Here is a 24573-nt window from a genome sequence, read left to right as displayed (position 1 = left end):
CTTCCAGCTTGCCTCAGGACCCGGAAGAACGGTCGGTGGCCTTGACCAGCGCGGCGAGTTCGGTGTGCAGGGCGTGCGCGATGCGGTCCAGGTCGGGCAGGGCCCGGCCGTCGGCGACGAGTCCGGTGTGGACGCGTCCGCCGTACGGCGACATGGCGACGGCGAGGGCCTGGCCGCGGGCGAGCGGGGCCATCGGGTACAGGGCGCACAGCGGGCTGCCGGCGAGGGAGAGCGTGGAGCGGGGCAGGGGCACGTTGGTCACCAGGAGGTCGAACAGCATGCGGGCCGCGCCCCCGGCCAGCGGTGTGCCGAAGCGGTGGGCGAGCGGCGGCAGTTGGTCGGCGAGCACGGCGACGGCCCCGGGACCGCGCGAGGGCCCGGCCGCCTTGTTGCGGTCCATGCCGCGACGTACGGCGGCGAGGCGGCTCAGCGGGTCGGGGTCGCCGAGGGGCAGGTCGAGGAGGTACGCGGAGAACCTGTTGCCGCAGTCGGGCGGCGAGCCGGAACCGGAACCCGCACGGCCACCGGGCCTGCGCCGCGAGACGGGCACCAGCGCGCACGGGTCGGCGGCGGGGAGCGGGTCGCCGCGTTCCAGCAGCCAGTGGCGCAGCGCCCCGGCGACCACGGCGAGCAGCACGTCGTTGGCGGTGCCGCCGGTCACCCGGCGTACCCGGCGCACCTCCTCCAGGTCCAGCTCGGCAGTGGCCAGGCGTCGTGTGCCGCTGGATTCCGCGGCGAGCGCCGGGGTCCCGTGAGGGTCGTGGCGGCCGGCCCGCACGGCGGAGGCGCCCAGGACGGAGGCGCCGACGCCGAGGGCGCGGCCGAGCTCCTCGGCCCGGCCGCGAACGGCGCCCGCGACACCGGCCACGTGCCAGGGGCCGGGGAGCCACGAGCGGGGCGTCGCCGGGCGCGGACGGCGGACGGTGGTGGTGGCGGCGGTGCGGGGCCGGGCGTCGGCGATCTCGTCGAAGATCCCGGCGCCGATGGCGACGGCGCGCATGCCGTCGGCGAGGGCGTGGTGGAGTTTGACGAGTACGGCGAAGGGCCCGCCGGGGGCCCCGGTCAGCAGGTACATCTCCCACGGCGGCAGCTCGCGGGCGAGCGGGCGCTCCATCAGCTCCCCGGCGAGCCGCGTGGCGGCGGTGGCGAAGTCGCCGTCCTGGTCTTGGGGGAGCCGGACGTGGCGTACGTGCCGGTGGACGTCGAAGGTCTCGTCCACGCTCCAGCGGGCGCCGCCGACCGGCAGCAGGACGTCCCGCACCCGCATCCGCAGGCGCGGGATGGCGGCGGCGCGCTCGGCGAGCAGCGCGAGCACGGACGCGCCGCTGGGTGCGGAGTCGGGTGACGCGTCACCCGGCCCCGGTGCGGGGTCGAAGCGGGCCAGCGCGCCGAGGTGCATGGGGTGGCCGGCCGATTCGAGGTGCCAGAAGGCCAGATCGAGCGGTGCCAGCAGATCGCTGCTCAAGGAATCCCCAGGTCGTCGAGGGCGGGGCCACGGAACGGCAGTCAATCGCCTTCGGTCGGTTACGGTCAAGCACGATCGCTCTACAGACAGTTAACAAATCATGTCGGGCGGGTTTCCGCTATGACCGAAGACCTGTGCACCTCCGGCCGTTCCGCCACCCCGAACTCGCACCACACGCACTTGCCGCCGCCGCGGGACTCCACCCCCCAGACGTCGGCGAGCCGGTCCACCAGCAGCAGGCCCCGGCCGGACACCCCGGAATCCCCCGCCTCACGGCGGCGCGGCAGCGCGCTGGAGCGGTCCTCCACCTCGACCCGCAGCCGCCGCTCGTGGCCGGCCGGCATCCGCAGGGTGACGATCGCGCCGCCGTCGGTGTGGAGCAGCGCGTTGGTGATCAGCTCGTCGGCGACGAGCTCGATCTCGTCGGCCCGTTCCGCCGCGCCCCAGGCGCGTACCGCCGCCCGGATCATGTGGCGGGCCGAGCGCAGCGCCTCGGGATCGCTCTGCGCGACGTGCTGCTGGAGCCGTCCGCCGGCCTGCGGGGTGTAGCCGCCCCTGCGGCGCAGCAGCAGGACCGCCACGTCGTCGTCGCCGCCGCGCTCGTCGACCACGTCGCACAGGTGGTCGGCGAGCAGCTGGAGGTCGTCCGGCCCGTGCCGTACGACCGCGGTCAGCCACTGCATGCCCTCGTCGAGATCGGAACCGGGCTGCTCGACGAGCCCGTCCGTGTACAGCAGCAGGGCCTGGCCCGGGTCCAGCTCCAGGATGGAGACGGGATAGTCCAACCACCCGAACTCCGCCGAGAGGCCCAGCGGCATGCCCCCCTGGACGGGCACCCGGCGGCAGCTGCCGTCGGTGTCCCTCAGCAGCGGGTCGACGTGGCCCGCCCGCACGATCTGCACCACGCCCGTCGCCAGGTCCGCCTCCAGGTAGGTGCAGGTGGCGAAGCGGTCGGTGTCCAGCTCGTGCAGGAAGACCGAGGCCCGCGCCATCACGGTGGCGGGGGTGTGCCCCTCGGCCGCGTACGCGCGCAGCACGATGCGCAGCTGCCCCATCACGGCGGCCGCGTGCGTGTCGTGCCCCTGTACGTCGCCGATGACGGCGCCCACGCGGCCGCCGGGCAGGGGGATGACGTCGTACCAGTCGCCGCCGATGTCCCGGCCGAGCCGGGCGGAGCGGTAGCGGACGGCGATGTGCGCCCCGGCCACCTGGGGGATCCGGCGCGGCAGCATCGCCTGCTGGAGGCCCTCGGCGAGGTCGTGCTCCTGCTCGAAGAGCATGGCGCGCTGGAGGCTCTGGGCGATGCTGCTGCCGAGCGCGACCAGGACGTTGCGGTCCTCGGAGGAGAAGCCGTACTTGTCGCTGTAGAGCAGCCCGAGCGCGCCGATGGGCCGGGCCTGGGCGATGAGCGGCAGATAGGCGGCGGAGGTGATGCCGAGGCCGCTGATGTGCGGCCAGAGGATGGGGTACGAGTCGGCGAAGTCCTCGGGCGACTCGATGAACCGCGGCGCGAGGGTGCGGATCACCTCGCTCATCGGGTACTGCTCGTCCACCCGGGTGTAGCGGGTCCCCGGCACGAAGGAGCCGTCCGGGCCGTCGGCGACCAGGTGGATGCGTCCCGACTCCAGCAGGCCCATGACGACGCTGGTCGCGCCGAGGTGTTCGAGGCCGTGCGAGTCGCGCAGGACGTCGATGACGTCCTGGACGGTGCGGGCGTGCGCGAGGGCCGCGGTGGTGGACTCCACGACGCTGGTCTGGCGGCGCCGCTCGGCGTCCACCTCGATGCGCGCGGTGGACTCGGTCAGTTCCTGCGTGGCGTCCCGGACGATGCCGATGATGCGGCGCGGGCGGCCGGTCTCGTCGCGCCGGATGAAGCCCTGGGTGTGGGTCCAGCGGAGGTTGCCCTCGCGGTCGCGGATGCGGAAGTACGCGCCGTAGTGGCTGCCGCCGCTCTTCAGCGCCTGGGTCACCATGCCGTCGAGGCGGATCGCCTCGCTCGGCGGGACGCGCGGGGCGAGGCTCTCGGGCCGCCCGTCGTACTCGTCGGCGTCCACCTGGAACACGCCGAGGGCGGCCTGGTCAAGGTGCATCAGCCCGGTGTCCAGGTCCCAGTCGAAGCTGCCCATGCGGTTGAGGGACAGACTCAGATCCGGGCGGGCGGGCCAGTCCTCGGGAAGCGACAGGGCATCCGCTGCCGGATCAACCATGGGGCCACTCTGCCATCATTCGTCGGCTTTTTCGACCGCGCGCGAGAGCGTGGGGAGCGTTCACGAAGGCCGTCAGCCCTCGTGGAGCTCCGGCTCGACGGCCGCGTTGTCCGGCCCCATGAGGTGGCCCTGCCCCTGGTCCTGGTCCGCCTCCTGGTCCTGGTCCGCCTCCTGGTCCTGGTCCGCCTCCTGGTCCTGTACGCCTGCGTCTTCGCCGGCGTCCTGGGGGGCGCCGTCGCCGGCCTGGAACTCGGTCTCGGCTTCGGCTTCGGCCTCGACCTCGGCCTCGGCCTCCGGCTCCGGGCCCGGGTCGAGGGGTTCGGGCGCCGCGGGCTGCGGGGCGGCGGGCTCGGGGGCCGGGGGCTGCGGCGCGGCGGGCTGTGGCGCGGCGGGCGGAGAGGTGGCCGATTCGGGGGAGCGCGCGGCCGCGAGGACGCTTTCGTCGGTCACGACGCGGTCCTGCTCTCCCTCGGTGCCGGCCTTGCGCTCGATCAGCGTGTTGCTGACGACGCTGACGATGAACAGCCTGTCCACGACGTGATGGGTGGCGTTGACCGTCACGACCCGTCCGGGGTCGAAGCCGGGCCAGGGCTGCCCCTTGTGCTCGACCGCGCCCTCCTCGGGGACCGGCGAGCGCAGCGGGCTGCCGGAGGCGCAGCGCACGCGCGGCGCACCGTACTCGTCCACCAGGACGGCGGTTCCGGCCTGGAGGACGGCCTGGAAGTCGGCGGCCGAGCCGTCGCGGTAACCGTGTCCGGTGACCCGGGTGTCGGACCGCAGCACCACGGGCGTGAGGCCATCCAGCCAGGCGGCGAGCCGGGTGTGGGCGACGCCGGCGGCCCGGGCGAAGGCGGCCGCCTTGGCGTCGTCGGAGGTGAGGAGGCGGGTCTGGCGGGCCACGTCGCAACTGGCGACCGAGCGCGCGCCGCCGTACAGACCGGGGGTGGCGCCGGAGACGATGCCGGCCGCCGGTGCGGTGCCGGGCTCGGCCGATGGCGGGGAGCCGGGCGCGTCGGGTGAGGGCCTGACCGTGGAGGGGGTGAACGGGGCGGGGCCTTGGGCGGAGACGGGCTGGAGCAGCACCTCGCCCCGCCCGGGAAGGCCCTCCACCGCTCCGCCGCCACGGGGTTTGCCGCCGTCGTCGTCGCCACCGCAGCCGGTGGCCAGCACTCCAGCGGTGACGGTGGATGCGGCGAACGTGGCGAGCGCGCCGTACCGGCGACGACGTGGGGTGGTACGCACGGAGGCCCTCCCGCCTTTCAACACTCGCTTCAGCCTTGCTTGCCCGGGTTGCCCCTGGTTGCCCTCTATGTCTGCCGGATCCGCCCTCACCCCGCAACCGGAAGCACCCACCCTCCATGGGACTTGAACGCGTTCAATGAAGCCTCTAGGCTCAGCCCGAGAATTGAACATGTTCAACCGCGAGGAAGGGGGTGGGTGCGTTGTCCGTGCTCGTCGGGCTGATCGTGGCCCTCGGCATGCTGGTGATCGTCCCGGCGGGTCTGCGCCTGATCGATCCGGAGGACGGCGGGGGGACGGCGGCCGTCCGGGCGGTCTGGCCACTGTTCGCGCTGCCGGGAGCGGCGTCGCTGTGGTTGCCGCGCGGCATCGCCGCCACCGCGCTCGCCTGCTGCTACGCGGTCGGCACCGCGCTCCTGGCGCTGCACGCGCCGGGCCGCCTGGTCCGTACGTCCGCGTCGGCGCCGCCGGTCCGGATCGCCGTGGCGACCGCGCTCGTGAGCCCGTCGGTCGCCGCGGTGGCGCTGGTCGCGGAGCGCCTCGGGCACCCGCTGTTCGGCTTCGACCTGGAGATCCTCGCGCTGACCGTGCCGCACTTCCACTTCGCCGGTTTCGCCGCCGCCCTGGTGGCCGGTCTCGTCTGCCGGGCCACGGACCGGCCCGCCGGGCGCTTCGCCGCGCTGAGCGTGCCGCTCGGCACCCTGCTGGTGCTGCTCGGCTACTTCCTGGACGACTGGGCCGAACTGGCCGGGGCACTCGTGCTCACCGCCGGCATGTGGGCCGTCGCCCTGCTCACTTGGCAGGATGTCCGGGGCGACGGGCCCGACCGGCTCACGAGAGGGATGCTCGCCGTCTCCGCCGCCGTCCTCGTGGCGACCATGCTGCTGGCGCTCAGCTGGGCACTCGGGGAGGCCACCGGACTCCCCCACCCGAGCCTGACCTGGATGGCCGCCACCCACGGCCTCGGCAACGCCCTCGGCTTCGCCCTCTGCTCGGTGCTCGCCTGGCGACGCCTCGCCCGCACCACACCTCCCGCCGGCGCCGCACCCCCCGCCCGCGCCGCACCCCCCGCCCGCGCCACACGCCTCAAGGAGCCCGTGGCATGACCCGCCTCATCCGCAGCCTCGCCACCGCCGGCACGCCCCCGCTCAGCTACCCCGAGGCCGGCGCCACCCGCACGCGCCCGCTCCCCTCCGGCTACCACCACCTGCGCGTGGAGGTCCCGCTCGGCCGCGGCCGGGACGTCTTCCGCACGGCGGGCACGGCCGTCACCACCTGGCGCGTGCACCGCGCCGCGGGCGCCCGGATCCGCGCCGAGTCGCCGCGCGCGGAGCCCGGCGCCGGCGTCGAGGTCTCCATGGGCCTGGGCCCGCTGCGCCTCACCGCGCCCTGCGAGGTGGTGTGGACGGTGTACGAGGACGACCGCGCGGGCTTCGCGTACGGCACCCGGCAGGGCCACCCGGAGCGCGGCGAGGAGTCGTTCGTCGTGGACCTGCGCGCGGACGGGTCGGTGTGGTTCACGGTCACGGCCTTCAGCCGGCCCGCCCGCTGGTACACCCGCGCGGGCGGACCGCTGGTCCCCGTGGTGCAGCGCTGGTACGCGCGGCGCCTCGGCCGGACGCTGCGAAAGATCGCGGCGGGATGATCCGCCGCCGATACTGGAACCGATGGAGTGGTTCTGGTTCACCTCGTCCGACTACTGGCTGAGCAGACTGGTCTTCCAGCGGGCGCTCGCCGGGATCTACCTGGTCGCCTTCCTCTGCGCCGCGCTCCAGTTCCGCGCGCTGATCGGCGAGCGGGGCATGCTGCCCGTCCCCGCCTACCTGCGGCGGGTGCCGCCGCGCCGCGCGCCGAGCGTCTTCCACTGGCACTACTCGGACCGGTTCTTCGCCCTCTGCGCCTGGAGCGGCGCGGCGCTCGCCGCCGCGCTGATCGCGGGGGCGGGCGACGCGGTGCCGCTCGCGGTGGCGATGCTGATGTGGGCGGTGCTGTGGGCGCTGTACCTGTCCATCGTCAACGTCGGACAGACCTGGTACGGCTTCGGCTGGGAATCGCTCCTCCTGGAGACCGGCTTCCTGGCGATCTTCCTCGGCAACGAACGCACCGCGCCGCCCGTGCTGATCCTGTTCCTGCTGCGCTGGCTGCTGTTCCGGGTGGAGTTCGGGGCCGGGCTGATCAAGCTGCGCGGCGACCCCTGCTGGCGGGACCTGACCTGCCTGTACTACCACCACGAGACGCAGCCGATGCCCGGGCCGCTGAGCTGGTTCTTCCACCATCTCCCGAGGCCCCTGCACCGGGTGGAGGTCGCGGCCAACCACGTCACGCAACTGGTCGTCCCGGTGTTGCTCTTCACGCCGCAGCCGGTGGCGAGCGTGGCGGCGGGCATGGTCATCGCCACTCAGCTGTGGCTCGTGCTCTCCGGCAACTTCTCCTGGCTGAACTGGATCACGATCGTGCTCGCCGCCTCCGCCGTGGACGGCTCGCTCGTCACCGACCCGCCCGCGCTGCCCGCTCCCCCGCTCTGGTACGGGATCCTCGTCCTCGCCGTCACCGCCCTGGTGCTCTTCCTCAGCCGGCGCCCGGTGCGCAACCTGCTCTCCCGCCACCAGGCGATGAACATGTCCTTCGACCCGCTGCACCTGGTCAACACCTACGGCGCGTTCGGCACGGTCGGCCGCGTACGCCACGAGATCGTCATCGAGGGGACGGACGAGCCGGTCCTCCACGCGGGGACGGTGTGGCGGGAGTACGAGTTCAAGGGCAAGCCCGGCGACGTCCGCCGGCTGCCGCGCCAGTTCGCCCCGTACCACCTGCGGCTGGACTGGATGATGTGGTTCGCGGCGCTGTCCCCCGCGTACGCCCACTCCTGGTTCGGCGGGCTGGTGGAGCGGCTGCTCGACGGGGACCGGGACACGCTCCGGCTGCTGCGGCGCAACCCCTTCCCGGACGGGCCGCCGGTGGTCGTCCGCGCGCGGCTCTACCGGTACCGGTTCACGACCTGGGGCGAGCTGCGCGCCACGGGCGCCTGGTGGCACCGGACGTACGTCCGCGAGTTCATGCCGCCGACGCGGCTCGCCGGTGCGGACGCACGGGAGCGGTGACGACACGCGCGTGCCCTCCGGCGGAAGACGGAGGGCACGCGGGCGAAGCGTGTGAAGCGGAATCCGGCTCAGTCGATGCCGGGCAGGATGTGCGGCTCGGCGAGGTCGTCCTCGTATCCGGCCAGGCGGATGGGGGCCGAACGGGCCCACACTTCGAGGCTGCCGAGCGTGTCCGATGGACCGGACCCGTCGCCGTCTCTCGCCGAACGCTCTTCCTGCTTCGTCAGTTCTGGTGTCACCGCGCACTCCTTCGTGTCGCGAACCTATGAGGACATAGCTGCCGATCGGTCGCGGTGGCGCCGGTACTGGGGCGGGACCGCAGCCTTGGTGGCAGGCCTTGTCCCCGGGTCGGCCTGAAGGGGGTTTCGTGGATCCCTGTCGGCCGACCGTCGCTCCAGGTTAACCAAATGAGCACGCCTGCGCTCGATGGAACGCGTCACATAGGCAGGTTCCGGACACTCCGCAAGCATCCGGTCACCGGACGGGGCTCACCAGTTGGCGGGCGCGTAGTCCTTGAGGAAGCAGCCGTACAGGTCCTCGCCCGCCTCGCCGCGCACGATCGGGTCGTAGACCCGGGCCGCGCCGTCGATCAGGTCGAGCGGAGCGTGGAAGCCCGCCTCGGCGAGCCGGACCTTGTCCGGGTGCGGCCGCTCGTCGGTGATCCAGCCGGTGTCGACGGCGGTCATCAGGATGCGGTCGGACTCGAACATCTCCTGGGCGCTGGTGCGCGTGAGCATGTTCAGGGCGGCCTTGGCCATGTTGGTGTGCGGGTGTCCGGCGCCCTTGTAGCCGCGGCTGAAGACGCCCTCCATCGCGGAGACGTTCACCACGTACGTACGCCGGGCCGGGGAGGCCGCCATCGCCGAGCGCAGCCGGCTGATCAGGATGAAGGGCGCGGTGGAGTTGCACAGCTGCACTTCGAGGAGCTCGACCGGGTCGACCTCGGAAACCGTCTGGATCCAGCTGTTGGTGTCCGCCAGGTCGGGCACCAGGCCGCCCGCGTCGATCGCGGTGCCCGCGGCGATCCGCTCCAGCGACGCGGAGCCGCTGACCAGCGCGAGCTCTGCCACCTCCTGGGCGGACAGCCCGCTGCCGTTGCGCGACGACGGCAGGGCCGCCATCGTCTCCACGGCGCCGCTGCCGAAGGTGCCGATGATCTCGGCGGGCGGCAGCTCGCCGGCCGGCAGCGGCGCGGACTCGGCGGCGACGAGCTCGCGGTAGGCGCCCGGCGAGCGGCGCACGGTCTGCGCGGCGTTGTTGATCAGGATGTCCAGCGGGCCCTCGGCGGCGACCGAGTCGGCGAGCGCGACGACCTGGGCCGGGTCGCGCAGGTCGATGCCGACGATCTTCAGCCGGCCGATCCACTCGTCGCTGTCCGGCATCGCCTTGAAGCGGCGGATGGCGTCCTTGGGGAAGCGGGTGGTGATGGTGGTGTGGGCACCGTCACGCAGCAGCCGCAGCGCGATGTACATGCCGATCTTGGCGCGGCCGCCGGTGAGCAGCGCGCGGCGGCCGGTCAGGTCGGTGCGGGCGTCGCGGCGGGCCCGGTTCTCGGCGGCGCACTTCGGGCACAGCTGGTGGTAGAACGCGTCGACCTCGACGTACCGGGTCTTGCAGATGTAGCAGGAGCGGGGGCGCTGGAGGATGCCCGCGATCTCGCCGCTCACCGAGGAGGAGGGCAGCAGGCCCTGCGTCTCGTCGTCGATGCGCTCGGCGGAGCCGGTGGCGGTGGCCTCGGTGACCGCCTTGTCGTGGGCGGTCTTGGCGGCCCGGCGCTCCTGGCGGCGGCGCTGCTTCACGGTGCGGTAGATACCGGCCGTGGCACGGCGGACGGCGATCGCGTCCGGGTGGTCGACCTCCAGCTTGTCGAGCTCCTCGAGGACGCTCAGGCAGACGGCCAGACGCTCGGGGTCGATGCCCGGCCCGTACGCCTGGTTCTCTTCAGTCACCGTCATGGCCTCTTCGGTTCCTCGATCACTCGTCTGGCACGTTTCAAAAGCCGAACTTTACGTCAGCGCGGGGCCTCGCCGCCAAACGGCCCTCTCGTACTCCCGTACTCCATCGGGAGTACGACCGATGGAGTGCTCAGGGACGACGACGGGAACGATCTCGGGCGCCATCGTGGGGGGCATGAGCCTCCTCGCCCTGTCGGTGCTGTTGTCGCTGGTCTCCGCGGTCGCCTACGCGGCCGGGGCGATCACGCAGGAGCGCGTCGCGGCGCGCCCGGGTGCGCCGGCGCGCTGCGCCGCCTGGTGGGCGGCGGTGCTGCTGAACGGGCTCGGCGCGCTGCTGCACGTCGTGGCGCTGGCGTACGGGCCGCTGAGCCTGGTGCAACCGCTGGGCGCGCTGACGATCGTGTTCGCGCTCCCCCTGGCCGCGCTCTTCACCCGGCGGCGGGCGGGGGCGGCCGCTTGGCGCGGCGTGGTCATGGCGACGGCGGGGCTGGCCGGGCTGCTCGCGCTGACGGGGCGGGCGGGGCCGCCGTCGGTGGACGGCGGGGCCCGGCTGCTGCTGGCGGGGCTCGGCGCGGGGACGGTGGCCGTGCTGTACGCGGCGGCGCGGGGCCTGGCCCGGCGGCCGGGGGCGCGCGGAGTGCTGCTGGCCGCCGGGGCGGGCGTGGCGTTCGGGACCGCGTCGGTGTTCACGAAGGCCGTCGCGGCCGGCTTCGTCTCGGTCGGCTCCGTCGCGCGCTACCCGCTGGGCCAGTGGCCGAGCCTGCTGACCGTCGCGGTGTTCGCCGCGGCCGGGCTGGCGCTGTCGCAGGCGTCGTACCGGGGCGCGGGGCTGACGGCACCCCTGGCGACGGTCACCGTGGTCAATCCGGTGGTGGCCGCCGCCGTGGGGCTCACGCTGTTCGGCGAGGAGTTCCGGTACGGCGTGCCGGGAACGGTGCTGGCGCTGGGGTGCGGGGTGGTGGCGGCGGGCGGCCTCGTCCTGCTGAGCACGGTTCCCGGCGGGGGGTCAGAGCCGTACGCCACCCGACCTGAGGTACGCGAGGGGGTCGATGTCGGAGCCGTACCCCGGCCCCGTCCGCACCTCGAAGTGGAGGTGCGGTCCGGTGCTGTTGCCGGTCGATCCTGAACGGGCGATCCGCTGGCCGCTGTTGACGCGCTGCCCTTCGCGGACGGTGAGCGCGGACAGGTGGGCGTACTGGCTGTACCTGCCGTCGTCGTGCCGGATGACGACCTCGTAGCCGTACGCGCCGCCCCAGCCGGCGGACACCACGCGCCCGGGCGCAACCGCCATGACGGCGGTGCCGGTGGGGACCGGGAAGTCCACGCCCGTGTGGTAGCCGCTGGACCAGGAGGAGCCAGCCTTGCGGTACGCGGTACCGGGGTTGGCCTCGACGGGGGCGCTGAAGCCCACGCTCCGGGGCTTCGTGGCGGAGGCCGGTTTGGCGGCGGGCTTGGCGGCCGGCTTCTTCGCGGCCGGGGGCTTGGGTGCGGGCTGCGGCGCGGGCCTCGCGGCGGGCTTCTTCGCCGCCGGTTTCGACGGGGCCGGCGGCTTCGCGGACGGGGTGGCCGGCGGCTTCGCCGGCGCCGTACGCAGCGTCAGTTTCTGGCCCGGCATGATGAGGTCCGGATCGCCGCCGATGACCGCGCGGTTGGCGGCGTACAGGCCCCGCCACCCGCCCTTGACCTTCCGCTCCTCGGCGATGCCGGAGAGCGAGTCGCCGCGCGCCACCGTGTAACTCTCGCGCTGCCCGGGCACGGTGGTCGGCGTCGCGGGGGCGGAGCGTGGTCTGGCGGGCGGCGTGGCGCGGCTCGTGGCGGGTGCCGCGGCCTTCGCCTGCGGCTTGATGTCCGGCGCTTCGCCGCCCCGGGTGAGGCCCGCCTTCACCGAGCAGGTGGGCCAGGCGCGCGGGCCCTGCCCCTTGAGCACCTTCTCGGCGACGGCGATCTGCTGGTCCTTGGTGGCGAGGTCGGCGCGCGGGGCGTAGCGCGTGCCGCCGTACGCCTCCCAGGTCGACTGGGTGAACTGCAGTCCGCCGTAATAGCCGTTGCCGGTGTTGATCTTCCAGTTGTTGGTGGACTCGCAGGCCGCGACCTTCTCCCACACGTCCACGGACGCCGCGTGCGCCGCGCCCGCCCCGAGGAGCGGGAGCGCCATTCCGGCACCGCCCGCGGCGACGGTGAGCGACGCCTGGTTGATCCGGCTCGGCTGGTACCGGCGGTGTCGTCCGCGTACGGCCATGGTCCCCATTCCCCCCTTGCCTTGCACACAGCGGCAGGCGCCCAAGCTATGGGCAGCGACGGGCGGTGACAAGGGGGCATGCGGGGCACGGCGGGGCGCTCAAAAACCCGTTCGTGCCGAACGGTTCCGTCCGGCTCAGGGCTAGCCCTGATGTGCCCCGGGGCGCGGAGCCCTAGATTCGGTGTCGCGGGTCGGCGGGCACCGCGAAGTCGCGACTCCTGGACGGGGGAAGGGTGTTGCGGCCGCGTGCCCGCCGATGACCGCGCTGATGACCACGAACTGGGGGAAGCTCCACATGAACAGGACCAGGAAGCTCGTGCGCAGCGCCACCGTGGGGATCGCGTCCATCGGCCTGGCCGCGGTGACGCTGTCGGGCGCCACGACCGCCAGCGCCGGCAGCAACGGCAACAAGCTCAAGGTGCACACCACCTATGCCGACCAGATCCAGCTCGAGGGGTACAACCAGCACGGCGACAAGGTCACCACGCGCTGGATCGCCACCCCGGATGCCTGGACCTGGGTCCATGGCTGGTGGTGGAAGGGCAACGTGAAGGTCAAGGGCACCGGCATTTACAAGGGCAAGAAGGTGTCCAAGACCGTCACCTGCTTCGTCCCCGGCGAGGCGGCCGACGACTGGATCAACTGCCGCGCGCTGTGATGCGCCTCTGACGCTCCCGTGTGCGCCGGGGACCGTACGTGAGGGGGCCACGTACGGCGGCGGGGGACGCGGCCGGACGGCGTGGCGCGGGTACGGGGGCCCACGCCCGTCACACCGGCCGGCCGCGTCCGCGACGTCCGTGGGGCAGCGGCCCGCGCCGCCGCACGCCGCTTCGTCAGGCCTGGAGGTACGCCAGGACGGCCCGGACCCGCCGGTGCTCGCCCGGGTCGGGTTCGAGGTGGAGCTTGGTGAAGATGCTGCGGACGTGGGTCTCCAGCGTCTTGGCGGCGATGTGCAGGCAGGCGCTGATGCCCTCGTTGGAGCGCCCCTCGGCCATCAGGGCCAGGACCTCGCGCTCGCGGGGAGTCAGCGTGTCCAGCAGACAGGCCGGCCCGGGGCGGCGCATCAGCCGTGCCACGACCTCCGGATCGAGGACGCACTCGCCGCAGGCGACCCTCTTCAGTGCGTCGAAGAGCTCCTGCGCGTCCGTGACGCGTTCCTTCAGCAGATAGCCCAGGCCCTGTCCGTCGCGGGTGAGCTCCTCCAGCACGCTGCCCGTCTCGACGTACTGGGACAGCAGCAACACCCCTGTGCCGGGCCGGCGCAGGCGGATGGCCCGCGCGGCCCGCAGGCCCTCGTCGGTGTGGGTCGGCGGCATCCGGATGTCGAGGACCACCACGTCGGGCCCGGTCCCGTCCACGAGCTCCACGAGCCCCTCGGCGTCACCGAGCTGCGCGACCACGGTGATGCCGCAGTCCTCCATCAGGCGGGCCAGGCCCTGCCGCAGCAGAGCGGAGTCCTCGGCGAGAATCACGCGCACGGCAGCTCCGCCTCGATCCGCGTGCCGTCCCCGGCCGGGGAGCTCACCCGCAGGCTGCCGCCGACGGCGGCCACCCGGTCCGCCAGCCCGCGCAGGCCGCGGCCCTCCGGATCGGCCCCGCCGACGCCGTCGTCCACCACCTCGACCACCACCCACAACCCTTCCCTGCGCACGGTGACCGTCACCGCCCGCGCCCCCGAGTGCTTGCCCGCATTGGACAGGGCCTCGCTGACCACGTAGTACGCCGTGGCCTCCACCAGCTCCGGCAGCCGGACCGGATCGGCCATCACCACCACCGGTACCGGCGACTCGTCGGCCAGCCCGGTCAGTGCCGCACGCAGCCCTTCGCGCGCGAGTACGGCCGGGTGCAACCCCCGGGCCAGCTCCCGCAGCTCCGTCAGTGCCGTGCGCAGCGTCTGCTCGGTCTCGTCGACCGCGGCGCGCAACTGCGGGTCGCGGCCCCACTGGGTGCCGATCCGGCGGAGCCCCATGAGCGCGAACACCAGCCGGCCCTGCGCTCCGTCGTGCAGGTTCCGCTCCAGGCGCCGCCGCTCCTGCTCCTCCGCGGACAGCAGGCGCAACTGCAGCTCCCGCGCCCGCTCGGCGTTCCGTGCGGCCCGTTCGGCGAGCTGCATGGTGCGCAGGCACAGTCCCACGGACGCGGAGACCGCTTCGAGCAGCTCCGGTTCCTGCGCCAGCGCCCGGTCGTGCACCAGCACGGCCGGCGGCGTACAGCCGGGTCCGAGCGGTGTCACGGCGGCACCGGCGCCCGGGCGGCCCCGCGACCCCGGCCCGCCGATCGCGCGCCCTTCGGGGTCGGTGTACAGGCCGGACACGGTGGCGTGCGGGATCCCGAGCCGCAGCGTCGGGTCGCCCAGTACCTCACGCAGCGCCGTCTGCAGCTGGGACGGCGTCGGGTCGGGCCCGGCGGCGATGACCAGGTTCCCGACGTCGGCACGTCGCAGGCGTATCCGGAACAGTCCCACCAGGAAGGCCACGGGGAGCGCGACCTGTGCCAGGTCCGACAGCACCAGGGGCAGCAGTTCCCCGCCGCGCAGCAGCCCGGGGTGGAGGACGTACACCACCTCCCAGCCGACGAAGGCGACCGTGAGCGCCAGCGGCACGGCGACCGGCACCAGGACGCGGCGGTACGCGGGGCTGCCCGCCAGCCACCGGCTCACCATCAGCACCGCCACCCACAGCGTGAGCGCGGCCCCCACCCACCGGTAGGCGAGGTCGACGCCGGCGAACACGGCGGGGTCGCGCACGAGGAGCAGCGCGTTGCCGCGGCAGTCGTCGCAGAGGAGGTACGAGCTGCCCGGGTCGGCCGCCGGGTCGTAGCTCAGGGCCCGCACGAGTCCGCCCACCGCCACCAGCGTGTACGCGGCGCCCACCGTGATCCGGGCCCGGCGCGGCGCCACCCGCCCCTCGGGGAAGGCCAGCAGCAGGTGGGCCAGTACGGCGAGGTTCAGCGCCTCCCACCAGGCCCCCATGCCGATCAGCAGCGGCTGGTCGAAGCCCTGCAGGTTCCCGATGAACCAGGTGAGCCCCTCGGCGAGCATCAGCCGCCCGATGCCGTTGGCGGGCCGCCGCCAGAGGGCGATGAGGCCCGCGGTCGCGTAGGTAAGGCCCGTCAGCACGTCGACGACCACCGCCGACGGCTCGGCGCCCGTACGCGCGTACCCGACGGTGCCGACGGTACCGGCGGCCACCGCGGCGACCGCCCATGCCACCAGCCGCCCGGCCTCGCGGCTCGCTCCAGGCCTGTGTTCCACCCCAGCGTCCCCCGCGTATTCCGACCGTGCTCGCGCCGGCCGCCATTGTGTCATCGTCGGCGGTGGTCGCCGCGCGGGCGGCTACACGGCACCGAGGAAGCCGGGGTCGGCCCCGTCGAGCTGCCGGCAGGAGGCGCGGCTCATCCCGAGGAGCTCGGCCATCGGCACCGCGCGCCTGCTGGCGGCCGACAGGTCGCGCCGGGCCTCGGCCGTCCACAGGGGCGGGAAGAAGGACAGCCCCTGCCCGGCGGTCAGCGCGCGCACCTCGTCGCGCCAGTCCGGCCGGCGCAGTGTCCCGTAGAACTCCTCGAGCGCACCGGAGAGGATCCACGACAGCCATGCCCCGTGTCCGGCGCCGAGTGCCTCCCAGCGGAGGGAGTCGGGCGCGAAGTACACCACCTCGCCGGGTGCCCCGGGCCGTCCGGCCTCCTCGGGCGCGGCGCCGTTGACGGCGAAGACGCCGCCGAGGACGTCGTGCGCGATGACCAGCCCCGCCTCGGCCTGCCAGGCGGCGTCGAACTCCGCGGGGAAGCCGTTGACCCGGGCCAGGGCCGGCAGGCCCCGGGGGTTGCCGGGCGCGGGGCTTCCGTAGACGCGCAGCCAGCCGTGGTCGAGCACCAGGCCGCCGCAGTGCAGGACGAAGGCACCCAGGTAGGACCTGGCCGTGATCTGCAGCTGCAGGAGCGCGGCGCGTCCCGCCCGGCCATCGGCGGGCACAACTTCGACCGGCACCCGGCTGGAGTCCAGCTCCTGCCGGATCTCGGGCCAGGCGGGGTCGTCGACGTCGATCAACTCGGGCAGCTCACGCACCGCCGCATCCTCGCACGGCCGCCGGTCAGCTCATCGGGCCGGGCTCCGGTTCCGGCCCCGGCACGGGATCGGGTCCGGGCGGCTTCGGCACCGGATCCGGCGCAGGCCCGGGCGGCGGCGGCCCCGGATGCGGCGGAGCCGGTACGGGACCGGGCGCGGGGCCCGGCTCGGGCCCCGTCGGCCCGGGCTGGGGCACGGGCGTCGGCGGCACCGGGTCGGGCGGCACCGGGCTCGGCGGCGTTGGGGGTACGGGGTCGGGGGTCGGCGGATTGGTCATGGCGTCCATCCCCTCGGTGATCGAGCGGGCCCGATCGGGCGGGCCCGTCCAGCCTCTCGCGCTGCGCCTTCCCCGGCGCGCCCGGATCACTCATCGGGGTGGCGACCGCCGCCGCGCGCCCCCACCGGGTCCGGCCGCTCAGCCCCGCGCGGCGGGAACGGCGTGCGGGCTGCGCGCGGTGTCGCTCCCGGGCACGGGCGCGGAGGCGTCGGAGCCGAGCTCCACGATCCGGTTCGCGGCGTCGACGTGCACCACCCGCGGCACGAGCGAGCGGGCCTCTGCGTCGTCGACCTGGGCGTAGCTGATCAGAATGACCAGGTCCCCGGGGTGCACGAGGTGCGCGGCGGCCCCGTTGATCCCGATGACCCCGGAGCCGCGCTCGCCCTCGATGACGTACGTCTCCAGGCGCGCGCCGTTGTCGATGTCGACGATGTGCACGAGCTCACCGGGGAGGAGGTCGGCGGCCTCCATCAGGTCGGCGTCGACGGTGACCGATCCCACGTAGTGCAGGTCAGCCTGGGTGACGGTGGCGCGGTGGATCTTGGACTTGAACATGGTGCGCAGCATGTTGGACTCCTGAAAGACGGCTCCCTGCCGGCTTTCTGCAGGTCAAGGGCGTTCTTCACTCTACACCGGCACACGTCGGACTCGAAGGTTGTGAGGACATCGCTTCACGCTAGGAAGCACCATCGCGATCAGCGCCATGAGTCCCCCAAGGCACAGCAGGCAGAACAGGAGGCCGGGAAAGCGTCAGCAGCAGATCGTCGCGTCGGTACTCGATGCCGGCTGCCAGCAGGGCGCGGGTGTGGTGGTCGAGTGCTTCGATGAGACTGTCCGGCAAGCCGACGGCGACGGGAATGTGCCAGGCGTCCTTGAGGAGGGCAGCGATGTCTTGCTCGTTCACGCGCAGGTGCGTGTGAACCGACCACGGTTCGACGGACCTCATCGGTCCGCGCACCGAGCGGTCGTGCTTGCCCAGGATCCGCTTGCCGGCCAGCTGCAGAGCATGCAGCACAGCCATCTCGGAGACTGCGGTGATCAGCCCCGCGCGGTCTTCTGCATCCATCGGTGTCGCTCAGCTCCTTGTTGGCTTCCGTGCCGGTCCCGCGGCCCCGGGCCGTTCGGATCGGTCTGTACACGGCCGCGTTGCCGGTTGTGTCAGGCCGCCGGCCGGCGACCCACGCTCTGTGGTCACCGGCCGCGGACGCGCGCTGTGCGTTCCTGCTCTTCAGCCTCGCGGAGCAGCTCCTGCTGCTGTGAGCGGCCCGCTGCTGCCACCGCCTGCAGCGCTGGGACACGGTCGGCGAGGGCGGTGAAGTATTCAAGAAGCTCGGAGTGCACGCGTGAGCGATCTCCCCACCAGGTGTCGTACCAGCCAGCGGCCGCAGCGATCTTCTCGGCGCGCACCCCCCGCTCCAGCAGAAGCGGACCGATCTGTTCCAAGGCTGTGTTGTGCTGTCCGGATAGGGCCTCGACCAGCTTGTCAGGGGTGACGGCGTACTCGTCGAGCAGCTGCCGGGCCAGCTCGATGTCCGAGTTGACGAGATGGGTCAGGGCACTGGGGCCGATGCAGGGCAGACCGACGCACCGAGAGGCGAGCCGCAGCCGGTGCGGGCGGGGTAGGCGGGCCAGGATGCCATCACCATCATGGGGAAGGGGGGAGGCATACCAGCCCTGGCCAGTCATGTCCTGCAGCCGACGGCAGAACCATCCTTCGAAGGTGTCGGCGTCATGCTCGGCGATGTAGGCGAGTACCTGGCCCGCTCTCCACTGGTTGTGCTGCGCCAGGTGATCGATGCGCATCCTGTGAATGGCGCTGCGCCACGCAGCCTGCCAGTCAGGGTGCAGGGTGGGTCCGTGCCGTGCGCCCACGCCGAAGCTGACCGCTGCGCTCGCGGCGATGGCAGGTTCGGCATGGACAAGCAGCCGATGCATGACGTCATCCGCCTCGCGGTGGAAAAGCCTGTCCAGATGAGCCGCGTCGTCGGCCCGCATCGACTCGATCACCAGCTCCCCCGTCCGGTCCACGACGCCGCGCACAAGGACCGCACTGATAGCAGCTGGCCGGGTGCGAGCGTCGTCCAAGGCTGCACGCAACACGGCCGACGGAACTGCGTCGGGGTCCGTAGTGAGCCATCGCGTCAAGGCGACGCTCAGCAGCATCCTGCATCCCGAGGCGGCCGCCTCTCGGTACCAGGCAGCCGGGTCAGCCATCAGTTCGCCCAAGCGGACGGCCGTCAGATGACCGGTGTGGTAGCCGACCAGGCGTGCCTGTTCAGCCAGTACATCGAAGCGGACCACTCCTGCGGCAGGACCCAGTTCCGCCAGCTTTGTCGCCAAGGCTGCGGCGTGGGAGGAAACCTGCTCAGCGGCGGTCTCGTAGTCGTCTGTGAAGTCGATGCGTCCCCATTCGCAGAAGGACTGCAGATCGGGATCGATGTCGAAGACGGGCAGCTCATACCCGGCCGCGCGGGCGCGGTTGCGGATGTGGGTGAGTTCTCGGTGAGCACGCAGCGCTGTGCCAGCACTGCGCTGCAGGAGTGGATGGAGGGTGTCCAGAATACGGCGGCCTCCCTCGGCACCGTACTGCATCTGCTTGGTCGAGGGAGTCTGACCCTTGAGGGCGACGCCGAGGCCGAGACGGATCCACCCCAGCGCCATGTCCAGTAGCGCGATCAGCGCGTGGGGCGGACAGGGCACTCTGTCGCCGCCGGACGCATCGCTGGTCAAGAGCGGCACTACTTGCTCCCACAAGCGGAGCAGACCGAATAGATTGTCCGCGGCATCGATGCCGTTGGCGATGGTGACCGTATTCAGCGCGCCGGGGTCCTGCCAGTTCCCTGACACCTCGACGCTGAAGATACCGGCCAAGGCTTCGGTGGCCACGCACCACTGCTCTTCGGTTCTGCAGAGATTGCGGGTCCAGTCGAGCACAGCACCTAGCAGACGCGTACGGATGGCGAGGGACGTGCCAAAATCGGGATCGATGACACCGGCCAAGTCGCTGAGCACCCGGAGCGGATGATCCGGGGTTGAGTTGCGGCGTCGCCTGTCACCCACGGCCAAGGCCAGCAGGCCCTTGATCGCTTCAGGTAGTAGGAACTGGCGCGCGCTCTCGATCAGTTGGCGGACCGCTGCGTCACCGATGGGGTCGATGGCCATCCCGTATGCCTGGTCCGGTTCCCGGGGGGCCGCCAGGACGACCAAGGCCGCGTTGGTGGCGAACTCGGCTGCGGAGGCGTCCAGACGTGCGTACTGTGCGACCACGGCGAAAGTGCTGGTGTCCCAGGACGTGGCGGCTGGCAGCGATCGGACCCATGCCTCAGCCTGGTCCCGTGCCCGTTGGGAAGACGACACTTCAGCCGCGGACATCACCGCCGACGCCAGGCTCAGCGCATGGTCGGGAAAGGCTGCCGTCAGCGTGGCCCACGGTCGCCGAACCGGTGTGGTGAAGAACCAGCGTGCCACCAAGGCCGCTCGCAGGACCGGCTGCAAGTGCCAGATGTCGTCGCGGCACTCCACCAAGCCGTTGTGTGCAAGACCCTCAACCATACCCGAGAGCTCAGCCGGAGCCACCCCAACCAAGGGTGCGAGTGCGTACAGCATCTCCGGCGATGCGCCCCCCAGGGCTGCCACGCAGGCGAGCGCATCCAGCACCGTGTGCGAGGAGGTCACCTCGCGCAGATACCTCTCGACGTGCGCCACATGCGCCCTGCCACTGAAGACGTCCCGGCCTTGGCCGCGGGCCAGCGACTCGCACAACACCAGCGCCCAGCCCGGTCTGCCGTCCGCCTGATCGAGTACGGCGGTCCGGGAACGGTGCCCGGTGACTCCTGCGGACGTCACCAGGACGTTCATCTCCGCCCGTTCAAGGAGGCCGACGTCGACGACTACCGCTTCAGGCAGCCATCCTCGTACCTCGTCAAGCCGGTCCGGCCAGGTCGTCGTCACGACGGAGAACGCCAAACCCGTCTGTTGACGCGCATGCCTGAGGGCACGTACCGCATCAGGGCGAGCATGGGCATCGTCCACGACCACTGCGTCCGGCGCCGTCAGCTGCAGGTCGTCATGCAAATAGCCCAGCGCCGTGGGCTCGAGGTACACAGCTCTATCACCCAACTGACCGGTCAGCCGTGTTTTCCCCACCCCCGGGACTCCGACGACCACCACGTCACGGCTGGCGTCGACCGCAGCAGACAGGGCATCAACCTCCTGATGCCTGCCCACCAGCGGGGGCAGGCATCTACCCATCGGCGCGTCCAAAGGCGCTTCGAGTAGGGCACCCAGACGGCCCTCGATCCCCACGAGACTTCTGCGCCAGGCTGCGTCCTGTACCAGCTCGCGAACAAACCAGTCCTGGCCATAGATATGCGCAGGAGGTAGCCCCCGGTCGGAGCACAGCGTGTAGAGGGCCTCGCGCGTACGGGCATTGACGGGCTGTGAACAAGCCACCACCACGAGGTCGACCCGCAAGCCTTCCTGCTGCATTCGCCGCAAACCATTGCGGACGTTGGCTACCGGATCACCGGTAGTGACCATAAGACGTCCCCGTGCCTGGGAGTCTGTGCCGCCGGAAGGAAAGTAGATATCTGCGTCACGGCCGAAGTCGTGGCCGCCCTCGACCGCCGACAGCCCCGGATACCGGGACTGCAACAGGGCACAGGCACACCGCTCGAACTCCGTCGGATGGACAGCCTCGTTGAGAGCCTGCCGAACGCGTGCTGGAAGGTTCACAACCACACATATTAGGCATCGCCGCACCGCCACGGGCGAGTAACGGCAATGGACCACCACGGTGAAACGCCCCTGTCGGCACTTGCAGCCATGTGCCCCGACGTGGCCACGAGCACGATCGCCGCCAGGACCTCTCGGTCGCCGTGCCGACGTCGACCACCCCCCTGAGGCCGCGACGCGCTTCCAGCACCAGCCGCTCAACGATGCCTACGACCTGTCGCGCCTACACCTCGCTTGAGCAGTCGGTCGCAGCCCAGGTCGCCCGAAGGTCACGGCAGATAATGGTGAGTGTGCCGTCCCAGCAGGCGATCTCGTGGGTGCAGCCGTCTTGGTGCGGCAGAATCTCGTCGAGCATCACAGCCCCGAGGTTGGTCCCGCGGCCCTCGGCGGTGGGATCGATGATGAAGCTGGACACTCCTGTGTAGCGGATGACCAGGTCTTGGTCGTGCTTCCAGCAGTTGTGCTGGAACTCGACCTCGGCCTCCTCACCGCCGGCACCCCGGACGGCCCGAAGCGTCAGGTCCTTCACACATCGCCTGCTGCGGAAGTCGTAGTGATCCCTATCAGTGGCGAAGGACCGGGCACCCGGCGGCAGATCACCAGAGATCAAGGGCAGATGCTCCAGGTAGTGAGCCGGGTCCAAGACCCCAGACAGGTCGCCGACCTGTGCGTCGAGATTGACGTATTCCATCGGCCTTCGCCCCCGCTCGTGGCTTCCTGCTGGCCGACGAATCGTCGCACAGACTCACCAAACGAGATGACGTCTTGGGCGGTCAGGTCGGGGAGGTCCGGACTATCGCCCGCGCCCACCGCACCTCGGCCATTCCGCACCGGCGAGAACCTCGGCTACGCCTCGCCCGCCACGCGCACAGGTGTACGCGTGGCGGGTCACTGCGCCGGGAGCGCGAGTGGGTTGGCTCGGGGTGCCGGCGCAGCGGCTGGAGCCCGGGGCCGGTCGGGTCAGCCGCCGCTCTTGCGCCTGAACGACCGCTGGCTCGCGGCGGGGCCGTGCGCCGCGCGCACCTTCGGCGCATCGCGGTTGGCGGCGACGTCGGCCGCGTCCGCCTGCGCGCCGCGCTTGCGCGCGAGGGCTTCGCGGAACTTGCGCTTGAGGTCGTACGTGCCGTCGCTGTCCGGCGCCAGAGGGGACGTCTCGGGGGCGGCCGGCTCCGAACCTTCCGTAGGAACGGGCTCTGCGGTCATGGTGACCTCCTGGGTTCGGGGGTGGGCGAGCACAGCTTGTCATGCCGGGCGCAGTGCGAGCGCCGGCGGCCTCATCGGAGAAGGTCCAGCGGCTCTCAGCCGTTGCGACGCACGAGGGCCGCCTTGCGGGCCTCGGCCAGCTTGCGAGCCTCGCCGGCCTTGCGGGACTTGCCGCCGGCGCCGCGGGAGGGGTCCTTGCTGGTGCCGAGGCCGCGGAAGGGAGCGTTGCCGTTCTTGGGGCGGGGGACGGCGGGCCCACCGTCAAGGGGGGTGCCGGAAGGAGCCTTGGCGCCGGTGATCCGGCTCAGTTCGGCTTCGCCCGAGCGCACCTTGGTGACGGTCGGCTCGATGCCGGCCTCGGCCATGACACGGCTCGTCTCGCGGCGCTGGCCCGACAGCACGAGTGTGACGACCCTGCCGGACTCACCGGCGCGGGCGGTGCGGCCGGCCCGGTGCACGTAGTCCTTGGGGTCGGTGGGCGGGTCGACGTTGACCACGAGGTCGAGGTCGTCGACGTGCAGGCCACGGGCCGCGACGTTGGTCGCCACCAGGACGGTGATCTGGCCGTTCTTGAACTGCGCCAGGGTCCGTGTGCGCTGCGGCTGGGACTTGCCGCTGTGCAGGGCCCCGGCGTGCACCCCGCCGGCCCGCAGGTGCCGGGTGAGCTGGTCGACGGCGTGCTTGGTGTCGAGGAACATCAGGACGCGGCCGTCACGGGCGGCGATCTCCGTGGTGACGGCGTAGCGGTCGGGGCCGTGGACGACCAGGACGTGATGTTCCATCGCCGAGACCGCGCCCGCGGAGGGGTCGACCGAGTGGACGACGGGGTCGTGGAGGTAGCGGTGGACCAGCTGGTCGACGTCGCCGTCCAGGGTGGCCGAGAACAGCATCCGCTGACCGTCGGGGTGTACCTGGTCGAGCAGGTCGACGACCTGCGGCAGGAATCCCAGGTCGCACATCTGGTCGGCCTCGTCCAGCACGGTGATCCTCACCCGTCCCAGACGGCAGGCGTTGCGCTCGATCAGGTCGTGCAGGCGTCCGGGGGTGGCGACGACCACCTCCGCGCCCTGGCGCAGCGCGGCGACCTGCCGGCCGATCGAGACACCGCCGACGACCGTGGCCATCCGCAGCCCCAGCGCCTCGGCGTACGGCGCCAGTGCCTGGGTGACCTGCTGGGCCAGCTCCCGGGTGGGTACGAGGATCAGGGCGAGGGGCTGCCTGGGTTCGGCGCGCCGCCCGGCCGTACGCGTCAGCAGCGGCAGGCCGAAGGCGAGCGTCTTGCCCGATCCGGTGCGTCCGCGCCCCAGGACATCGCGCCCCTTCAGGGCATCGGGCAGGGTGGCGGCCTGGATCGGGAAGGGTTCGCGCACCCCGAGTTCGTTCAGTGTCCGCAGTACCTCCACCGGCAGGCCGGCGAAGGAAGCGGCCGGGGGCGTGACCTGGGACCGGGCTCCATCGCCGTGGGGGGTGCCGGAGTCACCGGGATGCTTCATGGACAGCCTTCCGCAGGGGAACGTACCGAGGAAGGCCCGGCGGGGATCAACGGCCCGGGCACCAGCGGAACCGAACAGGCAGATCGCCCACCGCGACTACCACGCAAACGCATGACACTAGCACATTTCCCGCTCTTCCCCGGGTCCTGCGGGAGGTGGCTGGCCGCGCGGTTACGCGGACCCCGTGCTCCGGCCCCGCGCCCGGTTCAGCTGCTTCACCTCGATGAGGGTCGCCACGGCGCGCAGCCAGGTGGCCGCGGTGTCGTCGGCGGTGGCTCCGCCCGCGATCTCGGTGCCGGCCCGCAGCCATTCCCGTACGAGCTCCGCCGCCTCCGGGCGGGGCAGGGGCTCGGGGAGCTCCACGGCGTGGGTGAGGCCGCCGGCGCGGACGGTGTCGGCGAGGAAGGCGACCGAACGCGGCTCGGTGGCGAGGCGGTCGAGGAGGACAGCCGCGGCCGCGGCGCCGTCGCCGAACAGGGCGGTGCGGCGGGGTCCGGGCTCGGCGGGGAGGCCGTAACGCAGCAGGACGGTGAGGTCGAGCTCGGCCAGCTCGTCGTCCGTGAGCTCCGGGGGATACGGGTCGTTCATGGTGGGACC

21 protein-coding genes and 1 pseudogene are annotated in these 24573 nt (G+C 72.4%); 5 read left to right on the top strand and 17 right to left on the bottom strand.

All coding sequences use genetic code 11. The annotated features are described in order from the left end of the window. Nucleotides 1–13 precede the first annotated feature (13 nt). The 3 genes from AC07FJ_RS07545 to AC07FJ_RS07535 all read right to left on the bottom strand — a co-directional run bounded on the left by AC07FJ_RS07545 (nucleotide 14) and on the right by AC07FJ_RS07535 (nucleotide 4914). Nucleotides 14–1465: a wax ester/triacylglycerol synthase family O-acyltransferase gene (locus AC07FJ_RS07545; RefSeq protein WP_479046344.1), complete on the bottom strand. Its 1452-nt coding sequence runs from the start codon at nucleotides 1463–1465 to the stop codon at nucleotides 14–16. A gap of 98 nt (nucleotides 1466–1563) precedes the next feature. Then, nucleotides 1564–3672: a SpoIIE family protein phosphatase gene (locus AC07FJ_RS07540; protein WP_479046343.1), complete on the bottom strand. Its 2109-nt coding sequence runs from the start codon at nucleotides 3670–3672 to the stop codon at nucleotides 1564–1566. A gap of 72 nt (nucleotides 3673–3744) precedes the next feature. Further along, on the bottom strand, nucleotides 3745–4914 hold the full coding sequence (locus AC07FJ_RS07535; RefSeq protein WP_479046341.1) for a DUF6777 domain-containing protein: 1170 nt from the start codon (nucleotides 4912–4914) through the stop codon (nucleotides 3745–3747). A gap of 200 nt (nucleotides 4915–5114) precedes the next feature. Between AC07FJ_RS07535 and AC07FJ_RS07530 the strand changes: the two genes are divergently transcribed. From AC07FJ_RS07530 to AC07FJ_RS07520, 3 genes are read left to right on the top strand one after another with little or no spacing between them, the layout of a single operon-like run. Then, nucleotides 5115–6017, top strand: coding sequence for a YndJ family protein (locus AC07FJ_RS07530; RefSeq protein ID WP_479046340.1), 903 nt, complete (start codon nucleotides 5115–5117; stop codon nucleotides 6015–6017). Next, entirely contained in the window at nucleotides 6014–6556 is a 543-nt protein-coding gene (locus AC07FJ_RS07525) for a DUF1990 family protein (RefSeq protein WP_479046338.1), read from the top strand. Before AC07FJ_RS07530 ends, AC07FJ_RS07525 begins: the two co-directional genes overlap by 4 nt. Before the next feature lie 22 nt (nucleotides 6557–6578). Further along, nucleotides 6579–8012 carry a lipase maturation factor family protein gene (locus AC07FJ_RS07520; protein ID WP_479046336.1) on the top strand — a complete coding sequence of 478 codons (1434 nt, stop codon included), beginning with the start codon at nucleotides 6579–6581 and terminating at the stop codon, nucleotides 8010–8012. A gap of 68 nt (nucleotides 8013–8080) precedes the next feature. Here the strand turns inward: AC07FJ_RS07520 and AC07FJ_RS07515 are convergent, their stop codons facing one another. Next, nucleotides 8081–8251 carry a hypothetical protein gene (locus AC07FJ_RS07515; protein ID WP_361426670.1) on the bottom strand — a complete coding sequence of 57 codons (171 nt, stop codon included), beginning with the start codon at nucleotides 8249–8251 and terminating at the stop codon, nucleotides 8081–8083. Between the two features lie 249 nt (nucleotides 8252–8500). After that, the gene (locus AC07FJ_RS07510; protein WP_479046333.1) at nucleotides 8501–9967 is read right to left on the bottom strand and encodes an SDR family NAD(P)-dependent oxidoreductase; all 1467 of its coding nucleotides are present in this window, start codon (nucleotides 9965–9967) and stop codon (nucleotides 8501–8503) included. A gap of 175 nt (nucleotides 9968–10142) precedes the next feature. Between AC07FJ_RS07510 and AC07FJ_RS07505 the strand changes: the two genes are divergently transcribed. Then, entirely contained in the window at nucleotides 10143–11093 is a 951-nt protein-coding gene (locus AC07FJ_RS07505) for a DMT family transporter (RefSeq protein WP_479046331.1), read from the top strand. Here AC07FJ_RS07505 and AC07FJ_RS07500 read toward each other — a convergent pair. Further along, a complete protein-coding gene (locus AC07FJ_RS07500) occupies nucleotides 10974–12206 on the bottom strand; it encodes a transglycosylase family protein (RefSeq protein ID WP_479046329.1) in 1233 nt (410 codons plus the stop codon). The genes AC07FJ_RS07505 and AC07FJ_RS07500 overlap by 120 nt on opposite strands. A gap of 295 nt (nucleotides 12207–12501) precedes the next feature. On the opposite strand from AC07FJ_RS07500, the gene AC07FJ_RS07495 reads away from it, so the two are divergent. After that, nucleotides 12502–12864 (top strand): hypothetical protein, encoded by a 363-nt coding sequence (locus AC07FJ_RS07495; protein ID WP_361426682.1) that lies wholly within the window; start codon nucleotides 12502–12504, stop codon nucleotides 12862–12864. A gap of 175 nt (nucleotides 12865–13039) precedes the next feature. On the opposite strand, the gene AC07FJ_RS07490 is transcribed toward AC07FJ_RS07495, so the two are convergent. From AC07FJ_RS07490 to AC07FJ_RS07440, 11 genes and pseudogenes are all read right to left on the bottom strand, one after another. After that, on the bottom strand, nucleotides 13040–13684 hold the full coding sequence (locus AC07FJ_RS07490; protein ID WP_479046326.1) for a response regulator transcription factor: 645 nt from the start codon (nucleotides 13682–13684) through the stop codon (nucleotides 13040–13042). Continuing rightward, nucleotides 13675–15459 carry a sensor histidine kinase gene (locus AC07FJ_RS07485; protein WP_479046324.1) on the bottom strand — a complete coding sequence of 595 codons (1785 nt, stop codon included), beginning with the start codon at nucleotides 15457–15459 and terminating at the stop codon, nucleotides 13675–13677. Before AC07FJ_RS07485 ends, AC07FJ_RS07490 begins: the two co-directional genes overlap by 10 nt. Before the next feature lie 81 nt (nucleotides 15460–15540). Beyond that, the gene (locus AC07FJ_RS07480) at nucleotides 15541–16269 is read right to left on the bottom strand and encodes a DUF2625 domain-containing protein (RefSeq protein WP_479046322.1); all 729 of its coding nucleotides are present in this window, start codon (nucleotides 16267–16269) and stop codon (nucleotides 15541–15543) included. Between the two features lie 415 nt (nucleotides 16270–16684). Further along, entirely contained in the window at nucleotides 16685–17113 is a 429-nt protein-coding gene (gene panD, locus AC07FJ_RS07475; RefSeq protein WP_468283053.1) for an aspartate 1-decarboxylase, read from the bottom strand. A 109-nt stretch (nucleotides 17114–17222) separates the two neighbouring features. Next, nucleotides 17223–17612, bottom strand: a complete 390-nt coding sequence (locus AC07FJ_RS07470) for a hypothetical protein (protein WP_479046318.1) — start codon at nucleotides 17610–17612, stop codon at nucleotides 17223–17225. 125 nt (nucleotides 17613–17737) lie between these two features. Beyond that, nucleotides 17738–21280 carry a hypothetical protein gene (locus AC07FJ_RS07465; protein WP_479046315.1) on the bottom strand — a complete coding sequence of 1181 codons (3543 nt, stop codon included), beginning with the start codon at nucleotides 21278–21280 and terminating at the stop codon, nucleotides 17738–17740. Nucleotides 21281–21350: 70 nt separating this feature from the next. Continuing rightward, nucleotides 21351–21453, bottom strand: a pseudogene (locus tag AC07FJ_RS07460) (IS5/IS1182 family transposase); the annotation flags it as partial. 50 nt (nucleotides 21454–21503) lie between these two features. Further along, nucleotides 21504–21971, bottom strand: a complete 468-nt coding sequence (locus AC07FJ_RS07455; protein WP_479046313.1) for a hypothetical protein — start codon at nucleotides 21969–21971, stop codon at nucleotides 21504–21506. Nucleotides 21972–22240: 269 nt separating this feature from the next. Next, on the bottom strand, nucleotides 22241–22483 hold the full coding sequence (locus AC07FJ_RS07450) for a DUF5302 domain-containing protein (RefSeq protein WP_479046311.1): 243 nt from the start codon (nucleotides 22481–22483) through the stop codon (nucleotides 22241–22243). 95 nt (nucleotides 22484–22578) lie between these two features. After that, nucleotides 22579–23976: a DEAD/DEAH box helicase gene (locus tag AC07FJ_RS07445; RefSeq protein ID WP_479046309.1), complete on the bottom strand. Its 1398-nt coding sequence runs from the start codon at nucleotides 23974–23976 to the stop codon at nucleotides 22579–22581. Nucleotides 23977–24147: 171 nt separating this feature from the next. After that, entirely contained in the window at nucleotides 24148–24564 is a 417-nt protein-coding gene (locus tag AC07FJ_RS07440) for a hypothetical protein (RefSeq protein WP_479046306.1), read from the bottom strand. Nucleotides 24565–24573: the final 9 nt, after the last annotated feature.

It is taken from the genome of Streptomyces sp. NPDC045998, assembly GCF_056430285.1.
This window is presented reverse-complemented; position numbering and strand designations above follow the sequence as displayed.

Excerpts from the sequence above, each read along its gene's own strand:
- AC07FJ_RS07540 (WP_479046343.1), bottom strand. The coding sequence starts at position 3,672 with ATGGTTGATCCGGCAGCGGATGCCCTGTCGCTTCCCGAGGACTGGCCC.
- AC07FJ_RS07525 (WP_479046338.1), top strand. The coding sequence starts at position 6,014 with ATGACCCGCCTCATCCGCAGCCTCGCCACCGCCGGCACGCCCCCGCTC.
- AC07FJ_RS07520 (WP_479046336.1), top strand. The coding sequence starts at position 6,579 with ATGGAGTGGTTCTGGTTCACCTCGTCCGACTACTGGCTGAGCAGACTG.
- AC07FJ_RS07510 (WP_479046333.1), bottom strand. The coding sequence starts at position 9,967 with ATGACGGTGACTGAAGAGAACCAGGCGTACGGGCCGGGCATCGACCCC.
- AC07FJ_RS07505 (WP_479046331.1), top strand. The coding sequence starts at position 10,143 with ATGAGCCTCCTCGCCCTGTCGGTGCTGTTGTCGCTGGTCTCCGCGGTC.
- AC07FJ_RS07500 (WP_479046329.1), bottom strand. The coding sequence starts at position 12,206 with ATGGCCGTACGCGGACGACACCGCCGGTACCAGCCGAGCCGGATCAAC.
- AC07FJ_RS07495 (WP_361426682.1), top strand. The coding sequence starts at position 12,502 with ATGAACAGGACCAGGAAGCTCGTGCGCAGCGCCACCGTGGGGATCGCG.
- panD (WP_468283053.1), bottom strand. The coding sequence starts at position 17,113 with ATGCTGCGCACCATGTTCAAGTCCAAGATCCACCGCGCCACCGTCACC.
- AC07FJ_RS07470 (WP_479046318.1), bottom strand. The coding sequence starts at position 17,612 with ATGGATGCAGAAGACCGCGCGGGGCTGATCACCGCAGTCTCCGAGATG.
- AC07FJ_RS07455 (WP_479046313.1), bottom strand. The coding sequence starts at position 21,971 with ATGGAATACGTCAATCTCGACGCACAGGTCGGCGACCTGTCTGGGGTC.
- AC07FJ_RS07450 (WP_479046311.1), bottom strand. The coding sequence starts at position 22,483 with ATGACCGCAGAGCCCGTTCCTACGGAAGGTTCGGAGCCGGCCGCCCCC.
- AC07FJ_RS07445 (WP_479046309.1), bottom strand. The coding sequence starts at position 23,976 with ATGAAGCATCCCGGTGACTCCGGCACCCCCCACGGCGATGGAGCCCGG.
- AC07FJ_RS07440 (WP_479046306.1), bottom strand. The coding sequence starts at position 24,564 with ATGAACGACCCGTATCCCCCGGAGCTCACGGACGACGAGCTGGCCGAG.